Origin of the sequence: Flectobacillus rivi, assembly GCF_030056655.1 — a bacterium.
GTDB classification, from domain to species: Bacteria; Bacteroidota; Bacteroidia; order Cytophagales; family Spirosomataceae; genus Flectobacillus; species Flectobacillus rivi.
In genome coordinates, this window is record NZ_JASHIE010000002.1 from 59,756 (window position 1) to 79,872 (window position 20,117).

The 20,117-nt window shown below is 36.8% G+C and carries 13 protein-coding genes; 6 read left to right on the forward strand and 7 right to left on the reverse strand.

Annotation, left to right across the window (positions count from 1 at the left end):
* Positions 1 to 48: 48 nt before the first annotated feature.
* Entirely contained in the window at positions 49 to 819 is a 771-nt protein-coding gene (locus QM481_RS02765; protein WP_166551818.1) for a class I SAM-dependent methyltransferase, read from the reverse strand.
* 293 nt (positions 820 to 1,112) lie between these two features.
* Between QM481_RS02765 and QM481_RS02770 the strand changes: the two genes are divergently transcribed.
* On the forward strand, positions 1,113 to 2,363 hold the full coding sequence (locus tag QM481_RS02770; protein WP_283380580.1) for a GWxTD domain-containing protein: 1,251 nt from the start codon (positions 1,113 to 1,115) through the stop codon (positions 2,361 to 2,363).
* A gap of 389 nt (positions 2,364 to 2,752) precedes the next feature.
* Positions 2,753 to 3,550: a 23S rRNA (guanosine(2251)-2'-O)-methyltransferase RlmB gene (gene rlmB, locus QM481_RS02775; protein ID WP_166551774.1), complete on the forward strand. Its 798-nt coding sequence runs from the start codon at positions 2,753 to 2,755 to the stop codon at positions 3,548 to 3,550.
* Positions 3,551 to 4,034: 484 nt separating this feature from the next.
* On the opposite strand, the gene QM481_RS02780 is transcribed toward rlmB, so the two are convergent.
* Both QM481_RS02780 and QM481_RS02785 read right to left on the reverse strand, forming a co-directional pair.
* Positions 4,035 to 4,787: an SDR family NAD(P)-dependent oxidoreductase gene (locus QM481_RS02780; RefSeq protein ID WP_166551775.1), complete on the reverse strand. Its 753-nt coding sequence runs from the start codon at positions 4,785 to 4,787 to the stop codon at positions 4,035 to 4,037.
* Positions 4,788 to 4,983: 196 nt separating this feature from the next.
* Entirely contained in the window at positions 4,984 to 5,739 is a 756-nt protein-coding gene (locus QM481_RS02785) for an NIPSNAP family protein (protein ID WP_283380581.1), read from the reverse strand.
* Positions 5,740 to 6,190: 451 nt separating this feature from the next.
* On the opposite strand from QM481_RS02785, the gene QM481_RS02790 reads away from it, so the two are divergent.
* Positions 6,191 to 6,886, forward strand: a complete 696-nt coding sequence (locus QM481_RS02790; protein WP_283380582.1) for an Abi family protein — start codon at positions 6,191 to 6,193, stop codon at positions 6,884 to 6,886.
* Between the two features lie 30 nt (positions 6,887 to 6,916).
* Here QM481_RS02790 and QM481_RS02795 read toward each other — a convergent pair whose 3' ends face one another.
* A complete protein-coding gene (locus tag QM481_RS02795) occupies positions 6,917 to 11,152 on the reverse strand; it encodes an OmpA family protein (RefSeq protein ID WP_283380583.1) in 4,236 nt (1,411 codons plus the stop codon).
* Positions 11,153 to 11,561: 409 nt separating this feature from the next.
* Between QM481_RS02795 and pth the strand changes: the two genes are divergently transcribed.
* Entirely contained in the window at positions 11,562 to 12,122 is a 561-nt protein-coding gene (gene pth, locus QM481_RS02800) for an aminoacyl-tRNA hydrolase (RefSeq protein WP_166551779.1), read from the forward strand.
* A 1,264-nt stretch (positions 12,123 to 13,386) separates the two neighbouring features.
* Here pth and kduI read toward each other — a convergent pair.
* The 3 genes from kduI to QM481_RS02815 form a co-directional block, all read right to left on the reverse strand.
* Positions 13,387 to 14,217, reverse strand: coding sequence for a 5-dehydro-4-deoxy-D-glucuronate isomerase (gene kduI / locus QM481_RS02805; protein WP_283380584.1), 831 nt, complete (start codon positions 14,215 to 14,217; stop codon positions 13,387 to 13,389).
* Positions 14,218 to 14,737: 520 nt separating this feature from the next.
* Positions 14,738 to 16,771 carry a methionine--tRNA ligase gene (gene metG / locus QM481_RS02810; protein WP_283380585.1) on the reverse strand — a complete coding sequence of 678 codons (2,034 nt, stop codon included), beginning with the start codon at positions 16,769 to 16,771 and terminating at the stop codon, positions 14,738 to 14,740.
* A gap of 222 nt (positions 16,772 to 16,993) precedes the next feature.
* Positions 16,994 to 18,631 carry an ABC-F family ATP-binding cassette domain-containing protein gene (locus tag QM481_RS02815; protein ID WP_166551782.1) on the reverse strand — a complete coding sequence of 546 codons (1,638 nt, stop codon included), beginning with the start codon at positions 18,629 to 18,631 and terminating at the stop codon, positions 16,994 to 16,996.
* A gap of 278 nt (positions 18,632 to 18,909) precedes the next feature.
* Here QM481_RS02815 and rpsU point away from each other — a divergent pair, with 278 nt between their 5' ends.
* Both rpsU and QM481_RS02825 read left to right on the forward strand, forming a co-directional pair.
* Positions 18,910 to 19,104: a 30S ribosomal protein S21 gene (gene rpsU, locus QM481_RS02820; protein ID WP_095160389.1), complete on the forward strand. Its 195-nt coding sequence runs from the start codon at positions 18,910 to 18,912 to the stop codon at positions 19,102 to 19,104.
* Positions 19,105 to 19,199: 95 nt separating this feature from the next.
* On the forward strand, positions 19,200 to 20,087 hold the full coding sequence (locus QM481_RS02825; protein ID WP_166551783.1) for a tyrosine-type recombinase/integrase: 888 nt from the start codon (positions 19,200 to 19,202) through the stop codon (positions 20,085 to 20,087).
* Positions 20,088 to 20,117: the final 30 nt, after the last annotated feature.

Sequence of the window (20,117 nt, forward strand, 5' to 3'; positions counted from 1 at the left end):
TCTCCTAATTCATAACTCACAATTCTACATTATTAACTACTTTATTAACTACTTTGTGGCGATATAGAAAAAGTCGAAACAATTTTCTGCATCGTCATTAATAAAATAATCTTGCCAAGTAATATCTGACACTAACTTGCCATCACTTTTCTGAATAATATCACGGCTCATACGGTTGGCAATATCATAAGGTATTTGCAACATCCATCTTGGCAAGCGGTATTGTAAGTTGAAAATATCGAATCTTGTAATTTTCTCAACAGAGCGTTTATTTTCTTCATAGTAAGCCATTACTTTAGGATTACCATGAATACCTTTCGTTTGAATGGTAGGGAATACTTTCAAGATTAAATTTTTCAATTCATCTGCAAGGTATTCTCTCACGTGCCAAGGATTGCGACTCAATGAATATTTACGGTTTACCGTAGTCAAAATCAACTTCCCGCCTGGTTTTAATACACGATGTGCCTCTTTGATAAACGCCAAATCGTCTTCGATATGCTCGATTACTTGAAAAGTCACAATATAATCAAACGTATTATCTGCGATACCTTTGAGCGGTGGCAAAAACATATCAATGAATTTGAAGCTTGGATACTCAGCTGTTAACTTAGTCATCAAAGGCTCATTTTTGTCGACACCCGTATAATTTGTTACCGAAGGAGCCAATACAGCCACTCCGCGGCCAGTTCCACAACCGATTTCTAACAAGTCGCCAGAGACCATTTTTGCGGCTTCGATATAAGGGAATAACAAACGCTGATGAACAGGATTGTCTGATACAATTTCAGAGGAAGCGATTTCGGTAGTTTTATACATTGTATTCTTGAGTAAAATCCAATTTGTCAATAAAGTGTGTGTTTCCACGCTTTGGCACTTGGAGTCTTTGTATTTTTTTTCAAAATTACCGCTTTTGCTTGACATCAGAAAAATACTCCTTAAATTGGTTCGTTATTTATCCGAAATAAGTTTCGGTTTGGTAAAGTTCTAAGCATATATCTTTCAAAAAATGCTTTAAAGTATTTACCTCTTAAGCTTTTTTACACTGAATCATTTGAACATTCCCTACAAATTGTAGGTTGATGAAACGAGCTTACTCATTTAGAATTACTATGAAACAATTATTTTACCTATTCGCCGCATTAGTTTTGTTGAGTGGATGTACTGCTACCAATCCATCTGTAAAACAAACTGCCAATAACCAAGAGAATAGAGTTCCCTTACAACGAATTCTTACCAAAAGTAAGTTTTTGGACAATGGTAATAACATCAGAGTATATGTAACTTTCTATCTCGACCGCCCCTCTACTCTTGCAGAGGTAAGTCGTGAAGTGGTAGTAAATTATCAGCTATTTGCTGAGTACAACAGCACCAAACAAGCTTTGGTAAGTGGCAATGTCAATTTTTCGGTAAATACATTGCTTGAAGACAAAGGCTGGTACATTGCATCATTTGACGTACCTAAGCCAAAAGATTTGTACACAGGCGTTGTTTTAACCGAAATCAGAGACAACCGTAGCAATAATAAAACAATTAATGACTGTTTTGTAAGATTCCAGTCTGGCAAAGTGGGAGACTACTATATGTTTTTTGATAAAACTGGAACGGAGCCTCTCTTACAAAGTTTTGTAACTGCTGGTGATTCTGTTATCCTAAAAAGTTTAGATAGCAAAACAACGGTATTCAAAACGATGCGCTATAAATACGAGTTTGACCCAGCCCTTTCACCAATGGCTACAGGGCAACGTGTACCTCAAAAGAGCCTATATACTGACTCTGTTTACACACTTCAGTCGAATAAAATCATCAGATTTGATACAGAATCTTTGTATTACATGACTAAAGATACCTCTGAGGCATTCGGTATCGGATTGATGGTAGTGGATAAACGTTTTCCAAAACTAACTCGTCCAGAAAAGCTAGCTCGTCCGCTTATCTATATGAGCACCTCTACCGAAACAGCTGATCTTTACGGTTCAAGAGAGCCTAAAAAAGCACTTGATAACTATTGGCTGAACGTAACTCAAGGCAATCAAAATAATGCTAAACGCACCATCAAGGCATTTTATCAACGAGTAGAACAAGCCAACAAAATGTTTAGTACCTACAAAGAAGGTTGGAAAACCGATAAAGGAATGGTGTGGATTATCATGGGAGACCCTTCAAAAATAGTACGAACTAAGGATAAAGAAATCTGGACATACACTCGCAATAGTCAATATTCGGAGGTAAATTTTACCTTTAACAGAAGAGCGAACCAATTTACCGAAGACCATTATGAACTACAGCGATATGCCGAATATCAATCTATTTGGTATCCAACAGTAGACCAATGGCGTAATGGAGATGTTGGGGTTAGATAATTAGATGCTCATCAAGGTAGTTTTTTATGGTAGAAACTAAACGCTATGAAGTTTAAAGAAGTAAAAACTATCATAGACAAAGGCATTTAACTCCATAAAAATCTTAAACAAAAAGTATATTTTAGGCTTTATATAAAATGATATTTTATATAAAGCCTGTTTTTTTGCTTGTAGCTAAATATAAAACCCCAAAAATAGCATTAACAGTCAATAGAATTCTGTCACTTTTAAGGAGCTTTCAGATAAGAATGCGGTAGTTGTTGGTTACTGCCAAAAACTTTACGAACTTTGTTAAAATTTTTCATTAACAAAAAGAAAAGACTTATAAGTATATCTATCTGATTGTTAATACCAAACATAGCCAAGTGCTATATTTATATTCAAAAAAAATGTCATTCGAACAAAAATCTGAAGGGCCTAAAAAACCTTTCAAATATTTTAATCATGCACCGAGACCCGACAATAAAGATATTGTTTTTGGAGTTCAATCGGTATTGGAGACACTGCGCTCAGGGAAAGAAATCGACAAGATTTTAGTACAAAGAGAATTAGGATCTATCGAAGTATTGGAGTTCGCTCGTCTTCGTGGTATTCCTGTTCAAAAAGTTCCTACTGAAAAATTAGACCGTGTTACTCGTAAAAACCACCAAGGTGTTATTGCTTTTGTTTCTGCAATCAATTACGCTAAGTTGGATAACGTAGTAGCGGGTATCTACGAAAAAGGAGAAACACCACTTCTTCTAATTTTGGATAGAGTAACCGATGTTCGCAACTTTGGTGCGATTGCTCGTACTGCCGAGTGTACAGGTGTTCATGCTATCGTGCTTCCTACAAAAGGAGCAGCACAAATCAATGCTGATGCCATGAAAACATCTTCGGGTGCCTTAAACTTTTTACCTGTTTGTCGTGAAGAAAGTTTAGCTCAAACAGTAAAATATCTTCAAGAATCAGGGATTCAAGTGGTAGGTTGCACCGAAAAAGTTTCTAAAAATCTATATGAAGTAGACATGACTATTCCTACAGCAATCATTATGGGTTCTGAAGAGGATGGTATTTCGGATGAATTATTAAAAGCAGCTGATGAATTGGCCAGTATTCCAATGGCTGGTCGTGTAGGCTCGCTTAATGTTTCTGTAGCTAATGGTGTGGTATTGTACGAAGCAGTACGTCAGCGCCTTAGTTTGTAGTATATCTATAGTTTGCAGAAACTAGCATAACATGGTTAGTTTCTGCAAACATTTTCTCCCTATCAACAAATCTTTCGGACCAGAATATATCTGTCTTATTCCTCTTCTTTTAGTTATTACTCTCTTTTTTTGATTTTATTCCTAATGTGCCGTTCACTCAATAATCGGAGTTATATTCCACATATTCAAGGAAGTATTTATAATTTTGATTAGAAATCAGAATGCAAAGTTGAGTTTGTTCGTTTTTAGTAAAAGTCCATTTCCTAATTATCTGCTACTAATTTGACAAATTGCCTCTCATTGGTTAAAAATCGATTTTCACGCAGTTTTTTGCATACACTGTTATTCAAATAATAACATTTTAGTGCGCAATTCGTTTTAGAATTGAACACGTTTGGATTTAGAAATAATTAGTTACCATAAATAAGTTCGGAATATGAAAAGCTCAATACCAATGGTATTGGGCTTTCTTGTTTGTAAGGCACTATTGTCTTTTTATGACTGCAGGAGAAGCCTGTGCCGTAGGATATACCAAAATATCTGCCAAGACGACATGTGCTGGGCGCGTCACCGTAAAAGCAATAATATCCGCAATGTCTTCTGCTACCAAAGGCTGGAATCCTTGATATACTGCATCAGATTTTTGAGCATCTCCTTTGAATCTCACCATTGAAAACTCTGTTTCGACTGCCCCTGGAGCAATATTGGTTACTTTGATATTATGTGGGTTCAAATCCAAACGCATTCCTTCTGAAATAGCTTCTACTGCAGCTTTCGAAGCACAATATACATTGCCATTCGGATACGTTTGTTTACCTGCTATCGAGCTGATATTGACAATATGCCCTGTCTGACGTGCTATCATCCAAGGCATTACAACCTTCGAAACATAGAGCAAACCTTTTACATTACCATCGATCATCGCATCCCAGTCGGCTACATCACCATCTTGAATAGTTCCAAGCCCGTGGGCATTTCCTGCATTGTTGAGTAAAATATCCACTTGTTTTAATTCTTCTGGAAGACTATTCAATGCCGTTTCTACGGCCTCACGGTCACGTACATCAAAAGTTAGGGTATGAACTTTTACTTTAGATGATAATTCTTCTTTCAACTCGTTGAGACGTTCGATACGGCGTCCACAGATTACTAAATCTATTCCTAAATTGGCAAATGCTACTGCCGTTGCTCTACCAATACCAGAGGTAGCTCCTGTAATAATCGCTAATTTTGACATAATCGTTGCGAGGGTGTTGATGAAAATCGCCCCTTATCTTTTGTGTGTTTTGATTAAGCTTTTTAATACAACTCATAGCTATATATGAATTGTTTCTCAAGTTAGGTAAAAAAGGGAAATGATTACACCCAAAAATAGATAAAGACACCTCATTTTAGTCGTATCAAGCTATCTTGATTTGCCTTCTTGGTTTGTTTTATTTAATGGGTGAAAAATCGGTTGGCATTAGATATTCTGATTTCAAATAGACGGTAAGCAATCCCCCTGCTTTGGCTTCTGTTTCGGCTTTGACCTTTTTCCATGCTGGATCAGCATCAAATTCTTTAAACGATGCCAAACCAGAAGCTTTGTCTTTATGTACCACAAAATAGTATAACATATCCTCCGCTCCTTGGCTGGTCTCAGTAGGTGTCCAATAAATCAAATTATGGATACCATGTTTTTCGAGTAAATCAATGGTATGATTTTTAAAGCGGTCGAGCAAATTGCCAAGATTATTGGGCGTAGCTTTATAAACTCGTAGTTCAAATACACGATTACCCACATTTTTCCAGTCATAGGGTGAAAAGTCAGTCATTTTTAAATCCACACTCTCCATTTTAGCGACGATTTCTCCATCTTTGGTGGTTTCTGACACAACTTTTTTCCACGCTTTATCCTCTACAAAAGCTTTAGAATAAGCTTCTTTAGCAGATTTATTAGGGAAAGACAACAAATAAACGAGCTTACTATCTGTATTATCAAGGGGTACCCAAAAACCTTCAACTTTTATGTGATGCTTTTTGAAAAGCTTTAGCGTATGATTTTTAAAACGATCTAGTAAAACGTCTAACTTCCCTTCGGTGGCATAATAGGTTCGTAATTCGTACAAGCGCTCTTGTGGGGCTTGCGCCTGAAGTGTGGTTATTTTCACAAAAAACAAAAAAACAATTATCAGTCGAGAAGCTTTCATGGTGATAGATTTGTTGAAAAATGTAATAGATTTTGAATATATAAAAAAAGGAAAGAACTCTTTTTGAATCCTTTCCTTTTTCCTTAAAATGAGGGTTTATGACTATAAAATAATCTATTTTAGAAAAATATTTTTACATTTGTTTAGTAAATAAATAGTCGCATCTACATATAAATAAGACAATGAATATATCTCACTTCAAAGCTATTTTTAGATTAGCTCCAGATCTATCTATTCAAATCGACCCTTCCCATTTTAGCGAAATTCGTTTTCACATTTCAATTCATCTGTTAACTGATGAATGACTGAGTATTTTCACAAGATAAAATCTAATCTTGGGGAATAAGCTATCCCAAATAAAAACAAAAACCCCGACACATGGCAAGCCAGCGGTTTCGGGGAATACGTTGTAAAAATAAGTACTTTTATCCACAAAAACAATAGCAACGAATTGTCTACGCAGTATCAACTTCACGAAAAGTTACTTTCAACACCACGTTTAGGGCGTTTTCTAACAGCCACACAAGGCAATAAATCTCAGGCAGTTAGATTGTATAAATATAATTTAAGGCTATCTCAGTCGCTTTTTGGAACAATTTCAATGCTTGAAATTGCATTACGAAATGCCATTGACAAGCATTATCAAAAGCAATTAAACCAACCAGATTGGCTTAAGCATAGTAGTCAACCATCAGGCTTATTCAATGACCCTTCATTAAGAAATCATGCGGGACGTTTTGAACAAGCTGAAAAAGTTAACTCAACCATAATCGCATTAAGAAAGCACTACTCTCATGATAAGCTTGTGGCAGGTTTAAGTTTTGGATTTTGGCGATTTATGTTTTCTGGTATTCAATTTAAGGTATTTGGGAACACGTTATTACAAATATTTCCTAATCGCCCCAAAGGGATAAATCAAAAAAATATTTACCAAAAACTTACCGATACTAATAATTTACGTAACAGAATTGCTCATCATGAACCCATTTGCTTTGATGTTAACAACAAACCCTCTATCCTTTATTCACAAAGACACTTTCAGGATATTTTGGAGTTATTAGAATGGCTCGGCTACCCCTCTAAGCAAATATTATCAGGTCTCGAATCTCCCAAAAAAGATTGGGAAAAGATACAAAAGATCCGTTGAAAATACCATTGATAAGGAAGTATGTCTCCCCTACTGAATCCCTACAATCTCAACTCTTCGGTTTCTTTTCTTACTATCTTCGTTATCGTTTGGCGCTACTGGTTGAGCCCCTCCATAGCCTTTAAATGTCAAACGTTTATCGTCTATGCCCTTGCTTACAAAATAATTTAGAATGACTCTAGCGCGGTTTTCGGACAAGGCTTTATTTAACCTTGGATCACCAACGTTGTCGGTATGTCCTGCAATTTCGATTTTGGTTTGCGGGTTTTGTTTCAACATGGTCACTACCTTGTCTAATTCTGGATAGGACTCTTTCTGAAGAATAAAACTTCCTTGTTCAAAATACACGTTGTTTAGTACAAAAGACTTCCCTTTTTCAATCTTCTGTACCGTTTCTGGAGCATTTTTAGCAGCAGGCGCTTCTACTTTAGCCACTACTGGTGGTGCTTGCGTGTTCTCTTTGGTACGAGTCAGCAATATTTCTTTCTTTTTGTCAGCCGATGATGGCTCTATCTTAGCAGAATAAGGCATATATCCCTCTGCCTGAATATCTAACTGATATGAAGCTACAGGGCTCAACTCCGCACTATAAGTATCATTTTTCAGATTTAAAGCCAACTCTTGCGAAGACTTTAAGTCGGTCAAATGTGCTGTAACATTACTCACAACATTTTTATACTTGGCATCAACTACAGAGAAAGACAAGATGGTTTCTTTTTCGAGCCAGATAGCAGTTTTACCCTTATCTTTCTTCATACTCTCATCGAGTGTGAAACGCCCGTCGTATAACTTGTAACCTTCTGCTTTTACTTCGATAGTATAATTTACTTTATCCATCAATGAAGCTAATACATATTCATTACGAATATCGGTACTTCCTTCGGCAATCGTACCTCCTCCTGGCGCGCTAATTTTTATGCTTGCGGACACTCTTGATTTTTTGACTGCATCAATAGCATACAACTGAATAAAATACTTTTTGAAGGGTTGTAATTCCAAATCCTTACGCTGATCATCGCTCGTAGCCTGTAATTGAGTTTCATATTCCTCAAAACCTGCTGCTTTCACCTTCATTTTATAAGTATGTCCAGGCGTTAGATTAGCACTTACTTCTCCATTGGGTAGTGTTACCATTGCCGACACCATTTTGTTAGTCTGGGTGTCTGTCATAATTACCAAGGCATCTTTCAACAAATCACGTGTTTCGGCATGAACTGGACGAGCGGTTAGTACTGAAAAGTCTCTTGAGAAATAGACATTAAAGCTTCTACTCGTAGAAAGATCTGCAATCGTAATTTTTTCTTTTTTAACAGAATATCCTTTTACCACCGTCTCAACATAATATGAACCAAAAGCAGGAATGACAAACTTAAACTCCATTTTACCAGATATGGTCAAACCCTGACTCACAACACTTCCATCTGCTTTGGTTACTTTAAATATAGCTTCTAATGGTTTTTGTGAAATCGAATCTTTGGCAGCCAAAGTCACTGTCATATCCGATGCCACTCGTGTCATTCGGCATACCAACTCCGTACCAGAAAAATTATTGATTTCTTGTGAAAAACGCTCAAATCCGCTCGATACCAACTCTATTCGGTATTTGTTTTCTGGTAAAATCGAAATACTTGGCGAACCATCGTTTGCAATGATTACCTCAGGCTTGGCATTTTTATCGGACAAATCATATAGTGCATATTTCTGTACATCAATTTTGGAACCTGTTGCATTGTCAACTACTTTGACAGCAACTTGTACATATTCTTTTTCGAGACGGATGATATAATTATACTTCTTATTTTCAAGCAAATCCGCCATGTTGAAGGTACTTTGCTTGTGCTTGAATGTTGGCGCTGAAGTTTCGACCGTAAATACTTCTTTTTCTGATATGCGTATCTCTACTTCAGATTTACCTTGGAAAGTCTCCACTCGATTAGACTTCTCAAGTTTGACCGTTAAATTGGCCTCAACAGGCTTATTGGTTTTAGCATCCAAAACAGTAAAGCTTACAGGAACAGACTTGTTTCTGTACAAGGTAAAAGTAAGAGTTGCTCCTACGGGAATATCCTCTATTTTTTGAGATAAAGGACGATAGCCATCGGCACTTGCTACTACCTCAAAAGATCCTTTACGTTTCATCATGGCTTTAAATTCACCAGCAGAACCCTGAATAGTAGGATTTACTTCGCCAGTGAGCATATCAGCTATTTTCACTTTCGAAGTTTTGATGATTTGCTTGGTATCTCCGTCTACAATTTTCACCGTCATAGGATAACGGTCATTTTGCATGGCTATCAGCTCTACTTTCTTTTCACCTAATTTAAAATCTGAAAATTCAAGTGTTTTTTCAAAAGGCAAGTAACCATCTGCCTCTGCCGTAATTTCTAATACGTCCTCTTTCAAAAGTTTAACCTCAAAAAACTCCGTATCTTTATTCGTTTTACCTTCTAAAACCTCGCCCTTTTTCTTCGTTTTTACTTTGAATGAAGCATACAAAAGCCCTTGTGTTACATCATCTATCGCCTTCAATCGTATGAGCGTAACCTTACGTGGAATCAACTTAACCGTCAAATCATTCGTTGATTGTCCAGTGAAATTGAGGTCATTATCTTCAAAATAATCAGATTGAATAGACACTTTGACTTGACGATTTTCTGGAAGATGGAGTTTTACATAATTCATGCCTGTTTGTGGCGCAAATTGTGCTATAGTCCCAGTTCCGATTTCTGTCAAAATCACTTTCCAGTTTGGTGCAGGCTGATTGGTGCTAGCATCCAATGCCTTTATTGTAAAATTGGCATTAGTAGCTTCTAAAGCAATTTGTGTGAGTGGCTTTGCATCTTTTTGATTATCATATTTGAGGGGCTGCCTTATGGAGTTATATCCTTTGGCATTTACTACTAATTCGTATTCCTGCCCCAAAGCAACTGCGCTTGCAATTTGTCCTGTTGCACCTTGTTGTTGGGTAGCAATAGCTTTTCCACTCCCCTTTTCTAAAATCTCAACTTGTGCTGGCACCAGAAAACGAGTTTGTGAGTCAACTACTTGGAAAACCAATTTAAGTTGAGGCACATTGGCTGGAATTTTGGCTGGAACAGGCTCGACCTTTGTCGTTGTCTGATTAGCGAGCATCACCAACTTGATAGGCTCTACACTTGCTTCACAGCTTGATTGATTGGTAAGATCCAACCCTAATCTTTTCTCATAATATCCTGCTTCTCTAATTTCAAAAGAATAGTTTCCTTTGGCTGGAACAATAGCGGTATAATTTCCTTCAGCATTGGACAAGAATGAAGCTATCAGAGTATTGCCTTTGTTTTTATCAAAAATATTGATTCTAGTTGCCACAGGCTTATTGGTAAGCGAGTCAGTAATAGTACCAATAATGGTCTGATTAGCAAATAAGGAAACCGAAGTGGTATATATATCGTTATTTTCTACAAAGAATAACTCTTGTCCACAAGCGGGTATTGCCGCAAACAAATCTGCCTGTGGTGTGTTTATTTCGTTTAAAGGTTTTGCGGGCGACCATGAATTATTCGCTTGAAGAGTAGAATAATACAAGTCAAAATTACCCTTTCCTTCTTTTCTTACTGAGGCAAAAACTAAGGTTTTACCATCAGGCATAATTCGAGGGGCTTTTTCGCAAAGCAAATTGATAGGACTTGGTAGCTCTACAGGCGTTTTCCATGAGCCATCAGGCGCTTTTTCAGACACCATGATTCTGTAACAAGATTGAGCATCTTGCGTGTTTTTTTCATTGTATTTGGCACGGGCAAAATACAGCTTTTGTCCATCAGGTGACAAAGATGGATATCCTTCGTAATCGGTGGTGTTGATGGTATTAGGCAAACGAGACGGTGACGACCATCCTGTGGATTCTTTTACGGAAACAAAAATATCTTCGTGACCAGAAGATTCTTTGCTTTCTGCCGAGAAATACAAAATATTTCCATCGTAGCTCAAACATGGAGCTCCGAGTGGTTGATTTTCGTAAAAAGTAGCACTGATTTTGGGTATTGGCGTAGGAACAGACCAAACATTTCCTTTTCTTTTGGTTTCAAACAACTTCCAATCTCCCTGTCGATTTGACTCGAAAATCATGGTACGACCATCTGCACTAACTGTCGGAGCGGTTTCTATAAATTTGGCTGTGTTAACAGGTGGGTTTAGGGCTTTTTTTCCTTGCGCCACGATATGCTGTGAACTCAAAGAGCCAATTATTCCCAAAAGTATAAACTTAATATTTCGTGTTACGTTTTTCATGGGCAATTAATTACTTTGCAAAATTAGTTAATTTTGCCAATTGCGTACCTTGCTTTACACTCTTAGATGAAGTATTGAGTAGCTTTCTTTTCTTCATAACGCATAATCTGATGATTCATGATTTGCAAGAATTTGAAAAGTTTTCACTCTTTATGGATAAAAAAGCAAGCACATTAAGGTTTTGAATCCAAAAGATACAGGGTTCACAGATTTTTTTTACAGAATTAGGCACTCAAGTATCATTTTTTGATGGATTTATTTTTATTTGGTACGTTCCTTTAAAAATCATCTCATAAAAATTGCATTTAATCTATAAATAACACAGTTTCGTATCCTGATTTACCCTGAGGTATTTACCCGTAAAAATTGGATTTAGCAGGGATAAGAAACATACAACAGTATTATTAAAATGAAATATTTAATTGTTGGCTTAGGAAATATCGGCCCAGAATACTTATTCACTCGTCATAATATCGGCTTTATGGTCATCGACAAATTAGCCAATACCCATGAAGTAAAATACGATATGAGCCGTCTTGCCTACCATACCGAATTCAGACATAAAGGTAAACAAATTCACCTATTGAAGCCCACTACTTATATGAACCTAAGTGGAAAAGCGGTAAACTATTGGCTAAAAGACCTAAAAATAGAACCTGAGAATCTTCTAGTTATTACAGATGACATTGCTTTACCTTATGGAAAAATGCGTTTAAAAACCAAAGGCTCACACGGTGGACACAATGGTTTGAGAAACATTGAAGAGCTATTAGGTACACAACAATACAGCCGTTTGCGTATCGGTGTTGGGAGTGATTTTTCGAAGGGTCGACAAGCTGATTATGTATTAGGTAATTTTACGGATGAAGAAACAAGCTTTTTACCCGAGCATCTTGATAGAGCAAGTGAAATAGTACTTTCATTTTGTACTCAAGGCGTAAATCAAACGATGAACAAATACAATCAGTAATTGTATTTTTTAAAGAATTTTTCTATTTTCTCAAAAAGATACAATCAGAATATTCCAATAGTAATTTGCACAATTAACAAAATATTATTTTGGTATGCTTACCGACAATTACATCTTATACCCAACTATTCACTGATTTTGAAATAGTTATGACATAGTTAGCTTCGTAAATTGAAAAAAAACATTTGGAGAATTAAAAAACTTTGCAGAAATTTGCATCATAGAACAACAGCAAAATAATTTGTACAAATCAACGATTAAACAAATTATTAAAAATGCGAAAGGTGACATAAAAAAGTTACAGGCGTCAAAAAATCAGTATGTAAATTATTACTAGAAAAATAGAACCAAACAGTGTCATTTTTCGTTTATTTTATAAGTAAAAATACTGAAAATAAAACTTGTTGTTGTGCCTTACAAAACCCATTTTGGAAAGGTTTTTGTAACAGTTAAAAGTAAGAAATTCGTAAGTCGATTATAGACTCAAAAATATTTTTTTCATAGTTAAATAGGTTTAGAGGTAAGACGAGAAAGGGCGTTTTCAATGGAGACGCCACTTTTTAATTCTCCTCCAAAAGCTATTCAAAGATTTTGGCGAAAAGCCACCGTTTTTTTCATAGTTAAATAGGTTTAGAGGTAAGACGGGAAAGGGCGTCTTCAATGAAGGCGCCACTTTTTAAAAATATTTACACTCAAAGTCGATTAGGTAGTAGCGAATGGGCAGATGGTTGCGATAAAGAGTTTTTGATTTTGTAAAAAGGTGCAGTTATTTTTCATAGTTAAATAGGTTTAGAGGTAAGATTTGAAAGGACATGGCTATTGGCTTCGTCCTTTTTTTGTTTTTATTCCCTTTAGTTTTACTCCATTTATTCGCAAAAAATATGACTTCATACCCAAAAAATATGTATATACATCAATTTTTCAAAACTCATCAAAAATCTGCCCTTTGTATCAAATCGACACAATAAAAAAAATTTGTACAATTCTTAGTAAATTCCAATCGTTAGGTATATATTTGTATCAATTTTCATAGTTAAATAGGTTTAGAGGTTAAACAGATAAGGGCGGGAGCTTCTCCTGTCCTTATTTTTATTATACATTCTACATACTTCACAATTTGCAGACATATATGCAAATTATGCTAAGTCATGAATTTGACGGCTCAACAATTCATATTCCAATCTTTTGAATATCAAGAACTTTCCGTAAAAGCAAAAAAAAATCTGCCACTTTCGTAGCAGATTTTGAAAGACTTTTCTTGCAATTATCGTAAGTCTGAAATCGCAGCAAAATCCATATCGGTAAAGTCAAGGTTTTCGCCAGCCATACCCCAAATAAATGAGTAATTAGTAGTACCCGCTCCTGAGTGAATAGACCAAGGTGGCGATACAATTGCTTGATGGTTGGCTACTAGCATGTGACGTGTTTCTTGTGGCTGTCCCATAAAATGGAAAACACGGTGCTCTTGTGGAACATCAAAGTACAAATACGCTTCCATACGACGATCATGCACGTGCGACGGCATAGTATTCCAAACACTACCTTTGTTCAATACAGTAAGCCCCATTACGACCTGACAGCTCTGTAAACCATCTTTGTGGATATACTTATAAATCGTACGCTCGTTTGAAGTTTCTAAGCTACCTAAAGCTACTGGAGAAGCCTCCTCTTTCGATAGTTTACTTGTAGGATATACTTGATGTGCTGGAGCCGACAAAATAAAGAAATTGGCAGGAGCAGTAGCATCTGCACTTTTGAAGGTTACCTTCTGAGAGCCTTTACCAATGTATAAGCAATCCAATTTTGACAATGCAAATACCTGACCGTCCACTTCGATTGAACCATCACCACCTACGTTGATGATACCAGCTTCTCTTCTTTCAAAAAAGTAAGTCGATTTTAGGTTATCATACGTTGGTAATTCCAATGCTTGTTCTACAGGCATTGCTCCCCCAATAATCACACGGTCGTAGTGCGTATAAACGAGCTGAATAGTATCAGCAACGAAGTTTTTCTCTACTAAAAAATTGTTTCTTAACGCTTGTGTATCGAAGCCCTTTGCCTCATTTGGGCTGATGGCATGAAGAATTTGCATATTACTTATTTGGTTTTAATAGACTAAGAGAATCCTTCTTCAAAAAGAATCTTGCCTTCTAAATCTACTTAGAAAGGCTAAAAGATTATTTTGAAAGAAAAACTCCGTACAATCATTTTATTTAAAAAGTACAATTTTAAGAAATCAGTTTATTGAAGAGTATTCATTCAATATAAGATATATTATGACTGATTGTGAAACGAATCTAAAAGGTTTTCAAACTTTCTCTTAGTATCTGAAAGAGTTTTTTTGTGCAATCGTTACCGTAAACGTTATCAAGTCGAACCTGCATCCTATTTTTAGCATACTCCACCCCTATTCTATTCACTTACCGATTCCGTTATTGGACAAGTAATGTTCTTTTCTAAATGGATATCATAGTTTGGTTACAATCTCAAATAAGTACCATTTATCGTCCCATAACAACTGACGATAATCACCCTTTTTCATACAAAATACAAAAGGGTTACCTCTGTAGAGAGATAACCCTTTTGTATGATTAGCTATTGGTAAGAATCTTCTAGTTGATAGAAGCTCCACTCCAAACGTCTTTTGAAGGATGTAAGAAAGCCAAAGAACCATCTTTGTCTTCCGCCATCAAAATCATCCCTTCAGATACCATTCCCATCATTGGGCGAGGTGCTAGGTTAGCCAAGAAAGTTACTTGCTTGCCAATTACATCTTCTGGAGAGAAATGCTCTGCAATACCACTCAAAATGGTGCGTTGCTTAAGCCCATCGTTCACTGTCAACTTCAATAGTTTCTTCGATTTTGCTACTTTCTCTGCGGCGTCGATTGTACCGATACGCAAATCCATTTTCGCAAAGTCATCGTACTGAATTGTATCTTTGATAGCCGAAACTTCTTTTCCTGCTAATTCATTCATTTTTTTAGCGTCTTGTAATTTTTGAATCTGTGCTTGAACAGTTGTGTCCTCAATTTTATCGAACAACAAACCAATTGACTCAATTGGACTTCCTGCTGTTAATAAATCCGCATTTCCTGCATCTGACCAGTTCAATCCAGATAATCCTAAGCCAGTGCTTAATTTAGCCGCCGTAAAAGGCATAAATGGCTCAGAAACGATTGATAAAGTTGCAGCAATTTGCAAACCGATATTCAAAATTGTACCTGTGCGTTCAACATCATTTTTGATTACCTTCCAAGGCTCGGTATCTGCTAAGTATTTATTACCCAAACGTGCCACATCCATCACTAAAGCCAAAGCCTCACGGAATTTGTAGTTTGCGATAGCATCACCAATTTTATTTGGCAACTCAGCCAAAGTATCTAATGTCTGACGGTCAAAATCAGTCAACTCGCCACGTGCAGGGATTTTTGAATCAAAATTCTTTTGCGTCAACACAAAGGCACGGTTAACAAAGTTTCCAAGAATACCTACCAATTCAGAGTTATTACGTGTTTGGAAATCTCCCCAAGTAAAGTCTGAATCTTTTGTTTCAGGAGCAGATGCCGCCAAGGCATATCGCAATACGTCTTGCTTGCCTTCAAACTCACGAAGGTACTCATGCAACCATACCGCCCAGTTACGTGAAGTTGAGATTTTATCACCTTCTAGGTTCATAAACTCGTTAGCTGGTACGTTATCAGCCAAAATAAAGCGACCATCAGCCATACACATGGCAGGGAAAATCAAGCAGTGGAAAACGATATTGTCTTTACCAATAAAGTTTACCAAGCGAGTTTCAGGGTCTTGCCAATATTTTTGCCATTCGTCTGTCAATTCTTTGGTCATTGAGATATAACCAATCGGCGCATCAAACCATACATACAGCACTTTACCGTCTGTATCAGGAAGTGGTACTTTTACACCCCAATCCAAGTCACGGGTCATAGCGCGAGGACGCAGACCGTCGTTTAACCAAGATTTTACTTGACCCAATACATTGGTTTTCCATTCTGGATGACTAGCAATATATTCCTCCAAAGCTGGTTGCATTTTGTCTAATGGCAAATACCAGTTTTTGGTTGGTTTCATCACAGGTTTTTCACCACTCAAAGCTGAGCGAGGATTAATCAACTCAGTTGGAGATAGTGTTGAACCACATTTTTCGCACTGATCGCCATAGGCATTTTCATTGCTACATTTTGGACAAGTACCTATGATATAGCGGTCAGCCAAAAAGGTTTGAGCTTTTTCATCAAAATACTGTTCTGTAACTTCCTCAACAAATTGACCTTTGTCGTACAAATTTTTGAACATCTCTTGAGAAGTCTCATGGTGTACTTTGTTTGAAGTACGAGAATAAATATCAAAAGAAATCCCAAATTCCTCGAAAGAGTCTTTGATAATATTATAGTATTTATCAACCACTTCTTGTGGTGTAATACCTTCTTTTTTAGCTTTAATCGTAATAGGAACACCATGCTCGTCGGTTCCAGAAACGAATTTTACATCGTGACCTATCGAACGCAAGTATCTTACGTAAATATCTGCTGGCAAATAACAGCCTGCAATATGCCCAATATGGATGGGTCCATTGGCATAAATTAAGGCGGCTGTTACGGTTGTTCTTTTAAATTGCTTTGTCATTATATAAACGGAAGAGTATCTATCTCTTCTTAAGTTTTAGGTCAAAAATTTAGGGCAAAATTACGAATAATTTACACGCTATATGCCGTAGGCGTTAGGCAAAATAAGATTTAAGTGGTCTGGCAATAGGCATTAGGCAAATAGTTTTTAGATAACCACAGATTTATATTACTGAATGCCGATAGCTGAAAGCCGACTGCCTAATATGCCATGCACTCATATTTACGCCTTTCTTTCAATGTCTCTTAAGTTCTCCATTTTCTTATTTCTCAAGAAACCATTAATATCCTCCAAATGCTCTTTTACTCGTTTGTTGCCAAATTCGAAAACTTTGGTAGCCAAGCCATCTAAGAAATCACGGTCGTGAGAAATTAAGATAATTGTACCTTCAAATGCCTTAAGAGCTTCTTTCAAAATATCCTTGGTTTTAAGGTCAAGGTGGTTGGTAGGTTCATCCAGAATCAACAAGTTTACTGGCTCTAACAACAACTTAATCATAGCCAAACGAGTTCTTTCTCCTCCTGAAAGTACTTTTACTTTCTTCTCGATAGCGTCGCCACTAAACATAAATGCACCGAGGATATCCTTGATTTTGGTACGAATCTCTCCTACCGCAATATTATCAATCGTTTGAAACACTGATAATTCTCCATCCAATAAAGCCGCTTGGTTCTGAGCAAAATAACCAATCATCGAGTTATGACCGATTTTCAAATCACCTTCGTGTTCGATTTCGTTCATAATTGCTTTGACGAAAGTTGATTTACCTTCCCCATTTTTCCCTACAAATGCTACTTTTTCGCCTCTTTCGATGGTCATCGAAACATCTTTGAATACCAAATAGTCGTCATAGCTTTTCGCAACACCCTCTGCAATTACAGGATAGTTACCAGAACGCGGTGCTGGAGGGAATTTCAAGTTCAACGCTGATGTATCTACTTCATCAACCTGAACAATATCCAATTTCTCCAACATCTTCACACGTGATTGTACCTGTAAAGTTTTTGAATATGTACCTTTAAAACGTTCGATAAACTCTGTCGTTTCAGCAATCATTTTTTGCTGTTCATTAAACGCTTTTTGTTGTTGCTCCAAACGCTCTTTACGCAATTGTTGGTATTGAGTATAATTTACTTTATAGTCATAAATTTTACCCATTGTCAACTCAATGGTACGGTTGGTGATATTATCGACAAACGCTCTATCGTGAGAAATTACGATTACCGCTTTGGCGCTATTCAACAAAAAGTCCTCAAGCCATTGAATCGACTCGATGTCCATGTGGTTGGTTGGCTCATCTAGCAAAATCAAATCAGGATTTTGGAGTAAAATTTTTGCCAACTCAATACGCATACGCCAGCCACCACTAAATTCGCTAGTTTGGCGTTGAAAATCTGAACGAAGGAATCCTAAGCCCAACAAGATTTTTTCAACCTCCGCATCATAATTGATTTCTTCGATAGAGTAATATTTTTCACTAACCTCCGAAACACGCTCGATAATCGCCATGTATTCGTCAGATTCGTAATCAGTGCGAGTTTCGAGTTGGTGATTTAGCTCATCGATTTCGGCCTTCATACTCAACACATTTGAAAATGCTTTTGAAGTTTCTTCAAATACCGTTGAGTTATCTTCCGTCAACAAATGTTGAGGCAAATAAGCGATAACAGCATCAGCTGGCTTCGAGATTTTACCACGCGTTGGCTTGTCAACACCCGCAATAATTTTCAACAAAGTGGATTTACCTGCTCCGTTTTTGCCCATCAAGGCGATTTTATCTTTTTCGTTGACGTTGAATGTTACATCACCAAATAGCGCACGACCGCCAAACTCTACTGTTACGTTATCTACAGAAATCATATATAAAAAATAGCCCGTTTTCGTTTTTTGCTATTACCTTTTGAAGTTGTTATGTGTATCGAGAAAATTCTAGCACACAAAGATAAGGCTGATTTATGAATTCTTTGGGAGAAAAGACTTCCGAATTGAAAGTATTCTTTTGAGGGTTGATTTATGAGCCTACTACGTAACGGTTCTGAAAAAGCGTAGGTTTGTTTGATAAAAACCCTTGACAATCAAATTGGAAATACTTATCTTTGCACCTCAATTATCATTAAGGCAATAAACAAACAAACAATATGCTGATTATCAACGTAAAAGAAAACGAGTCAATCGACAAAGCTCTTAAAAGATTCAAGAAAAAATTCGAAAAAACTGGTGTAGTTAAAGAACTTCGTAGACGTATGGCATTCGAAAAGCCATCTGTTGAGCGTCGTACTGAAGTAATTCGTGCTTCATACAAGCAAAAAATGTACGGTAACTTAGAGTCTTAATTAACGTTTGATTTCATTTCATAATGTTATCATTTAATCGCGAATTAAGCCGATAACCGTTCAGCATTCATAAAAAATTGACTATCTTTAGAATCATGAATTCAGAGATAGTCAATTTTTTTTTAGCCTACATACAACACGAAAAACGTTGTAGCGATCACACCACTACGGCCTATCGCAATGATATGTCGCAGTTTAGTCATTACCTTGCCAATACCTACGATTTTCATCATCCTCAACTTGCCGACCACCAAATGATTCGTTCGTGGGTGGTATCTCTTTCGGAAGCCAAACTCGACAGTCGCTCGATTAATCGAAAAGTAGCTACGCTTCGCAGTTTTTATAAATTTTTACTTTTCAAGAAAATCATCGACCAAGACCCTATGCGTAAGGTTGTGGCCATGAAAACAGCCAAGAATATTCCTACGTTTGTAAGAGAAAGCGAGATGGAAATGCTATTGGATCAAGTCGAATTTCCAGAAGATTTTGAGGGTGTTCGTGACAAACTCATCATGGAATTACTCTACGGTTCGGGTATTCGTCTGTCAGAACTTATTGAGTTGGAAGTAAAAGACATTGATTTTTACCAACACACAATTAAGGTTTTAGGAAAAAGAAATAAAGAAAGGATTGTACCTATTCATGCCAATCTCTCAGCACAGATAAAGGAATATATTGAAATAAGAGATAGAGAAGGTTTTCAACATCATTTGTTGATTGTAAGCAATAAAGGCGAACAAGGTTATCCTGTGATGATTCAGCGAATTGTAAAAAAATATCTGTCACTTGTCACGAGCTTAACCAAAAAATCTCCTCACGTATTGCGTCACTCTTATGCCACGCATTTGTTGAATAATGGCGCCGATTTAACGGCTATTAAGGATTTGATGGGACACACTTCCTTGGCTGCCACGCAAGTATATACCCATAATTCGATGGAAAAACTGAAAAAGATATATGAGCAGGCGCATCCGAAAGCCTAATTTAGTGAGTTGTGATTGAGGAGATGAGTG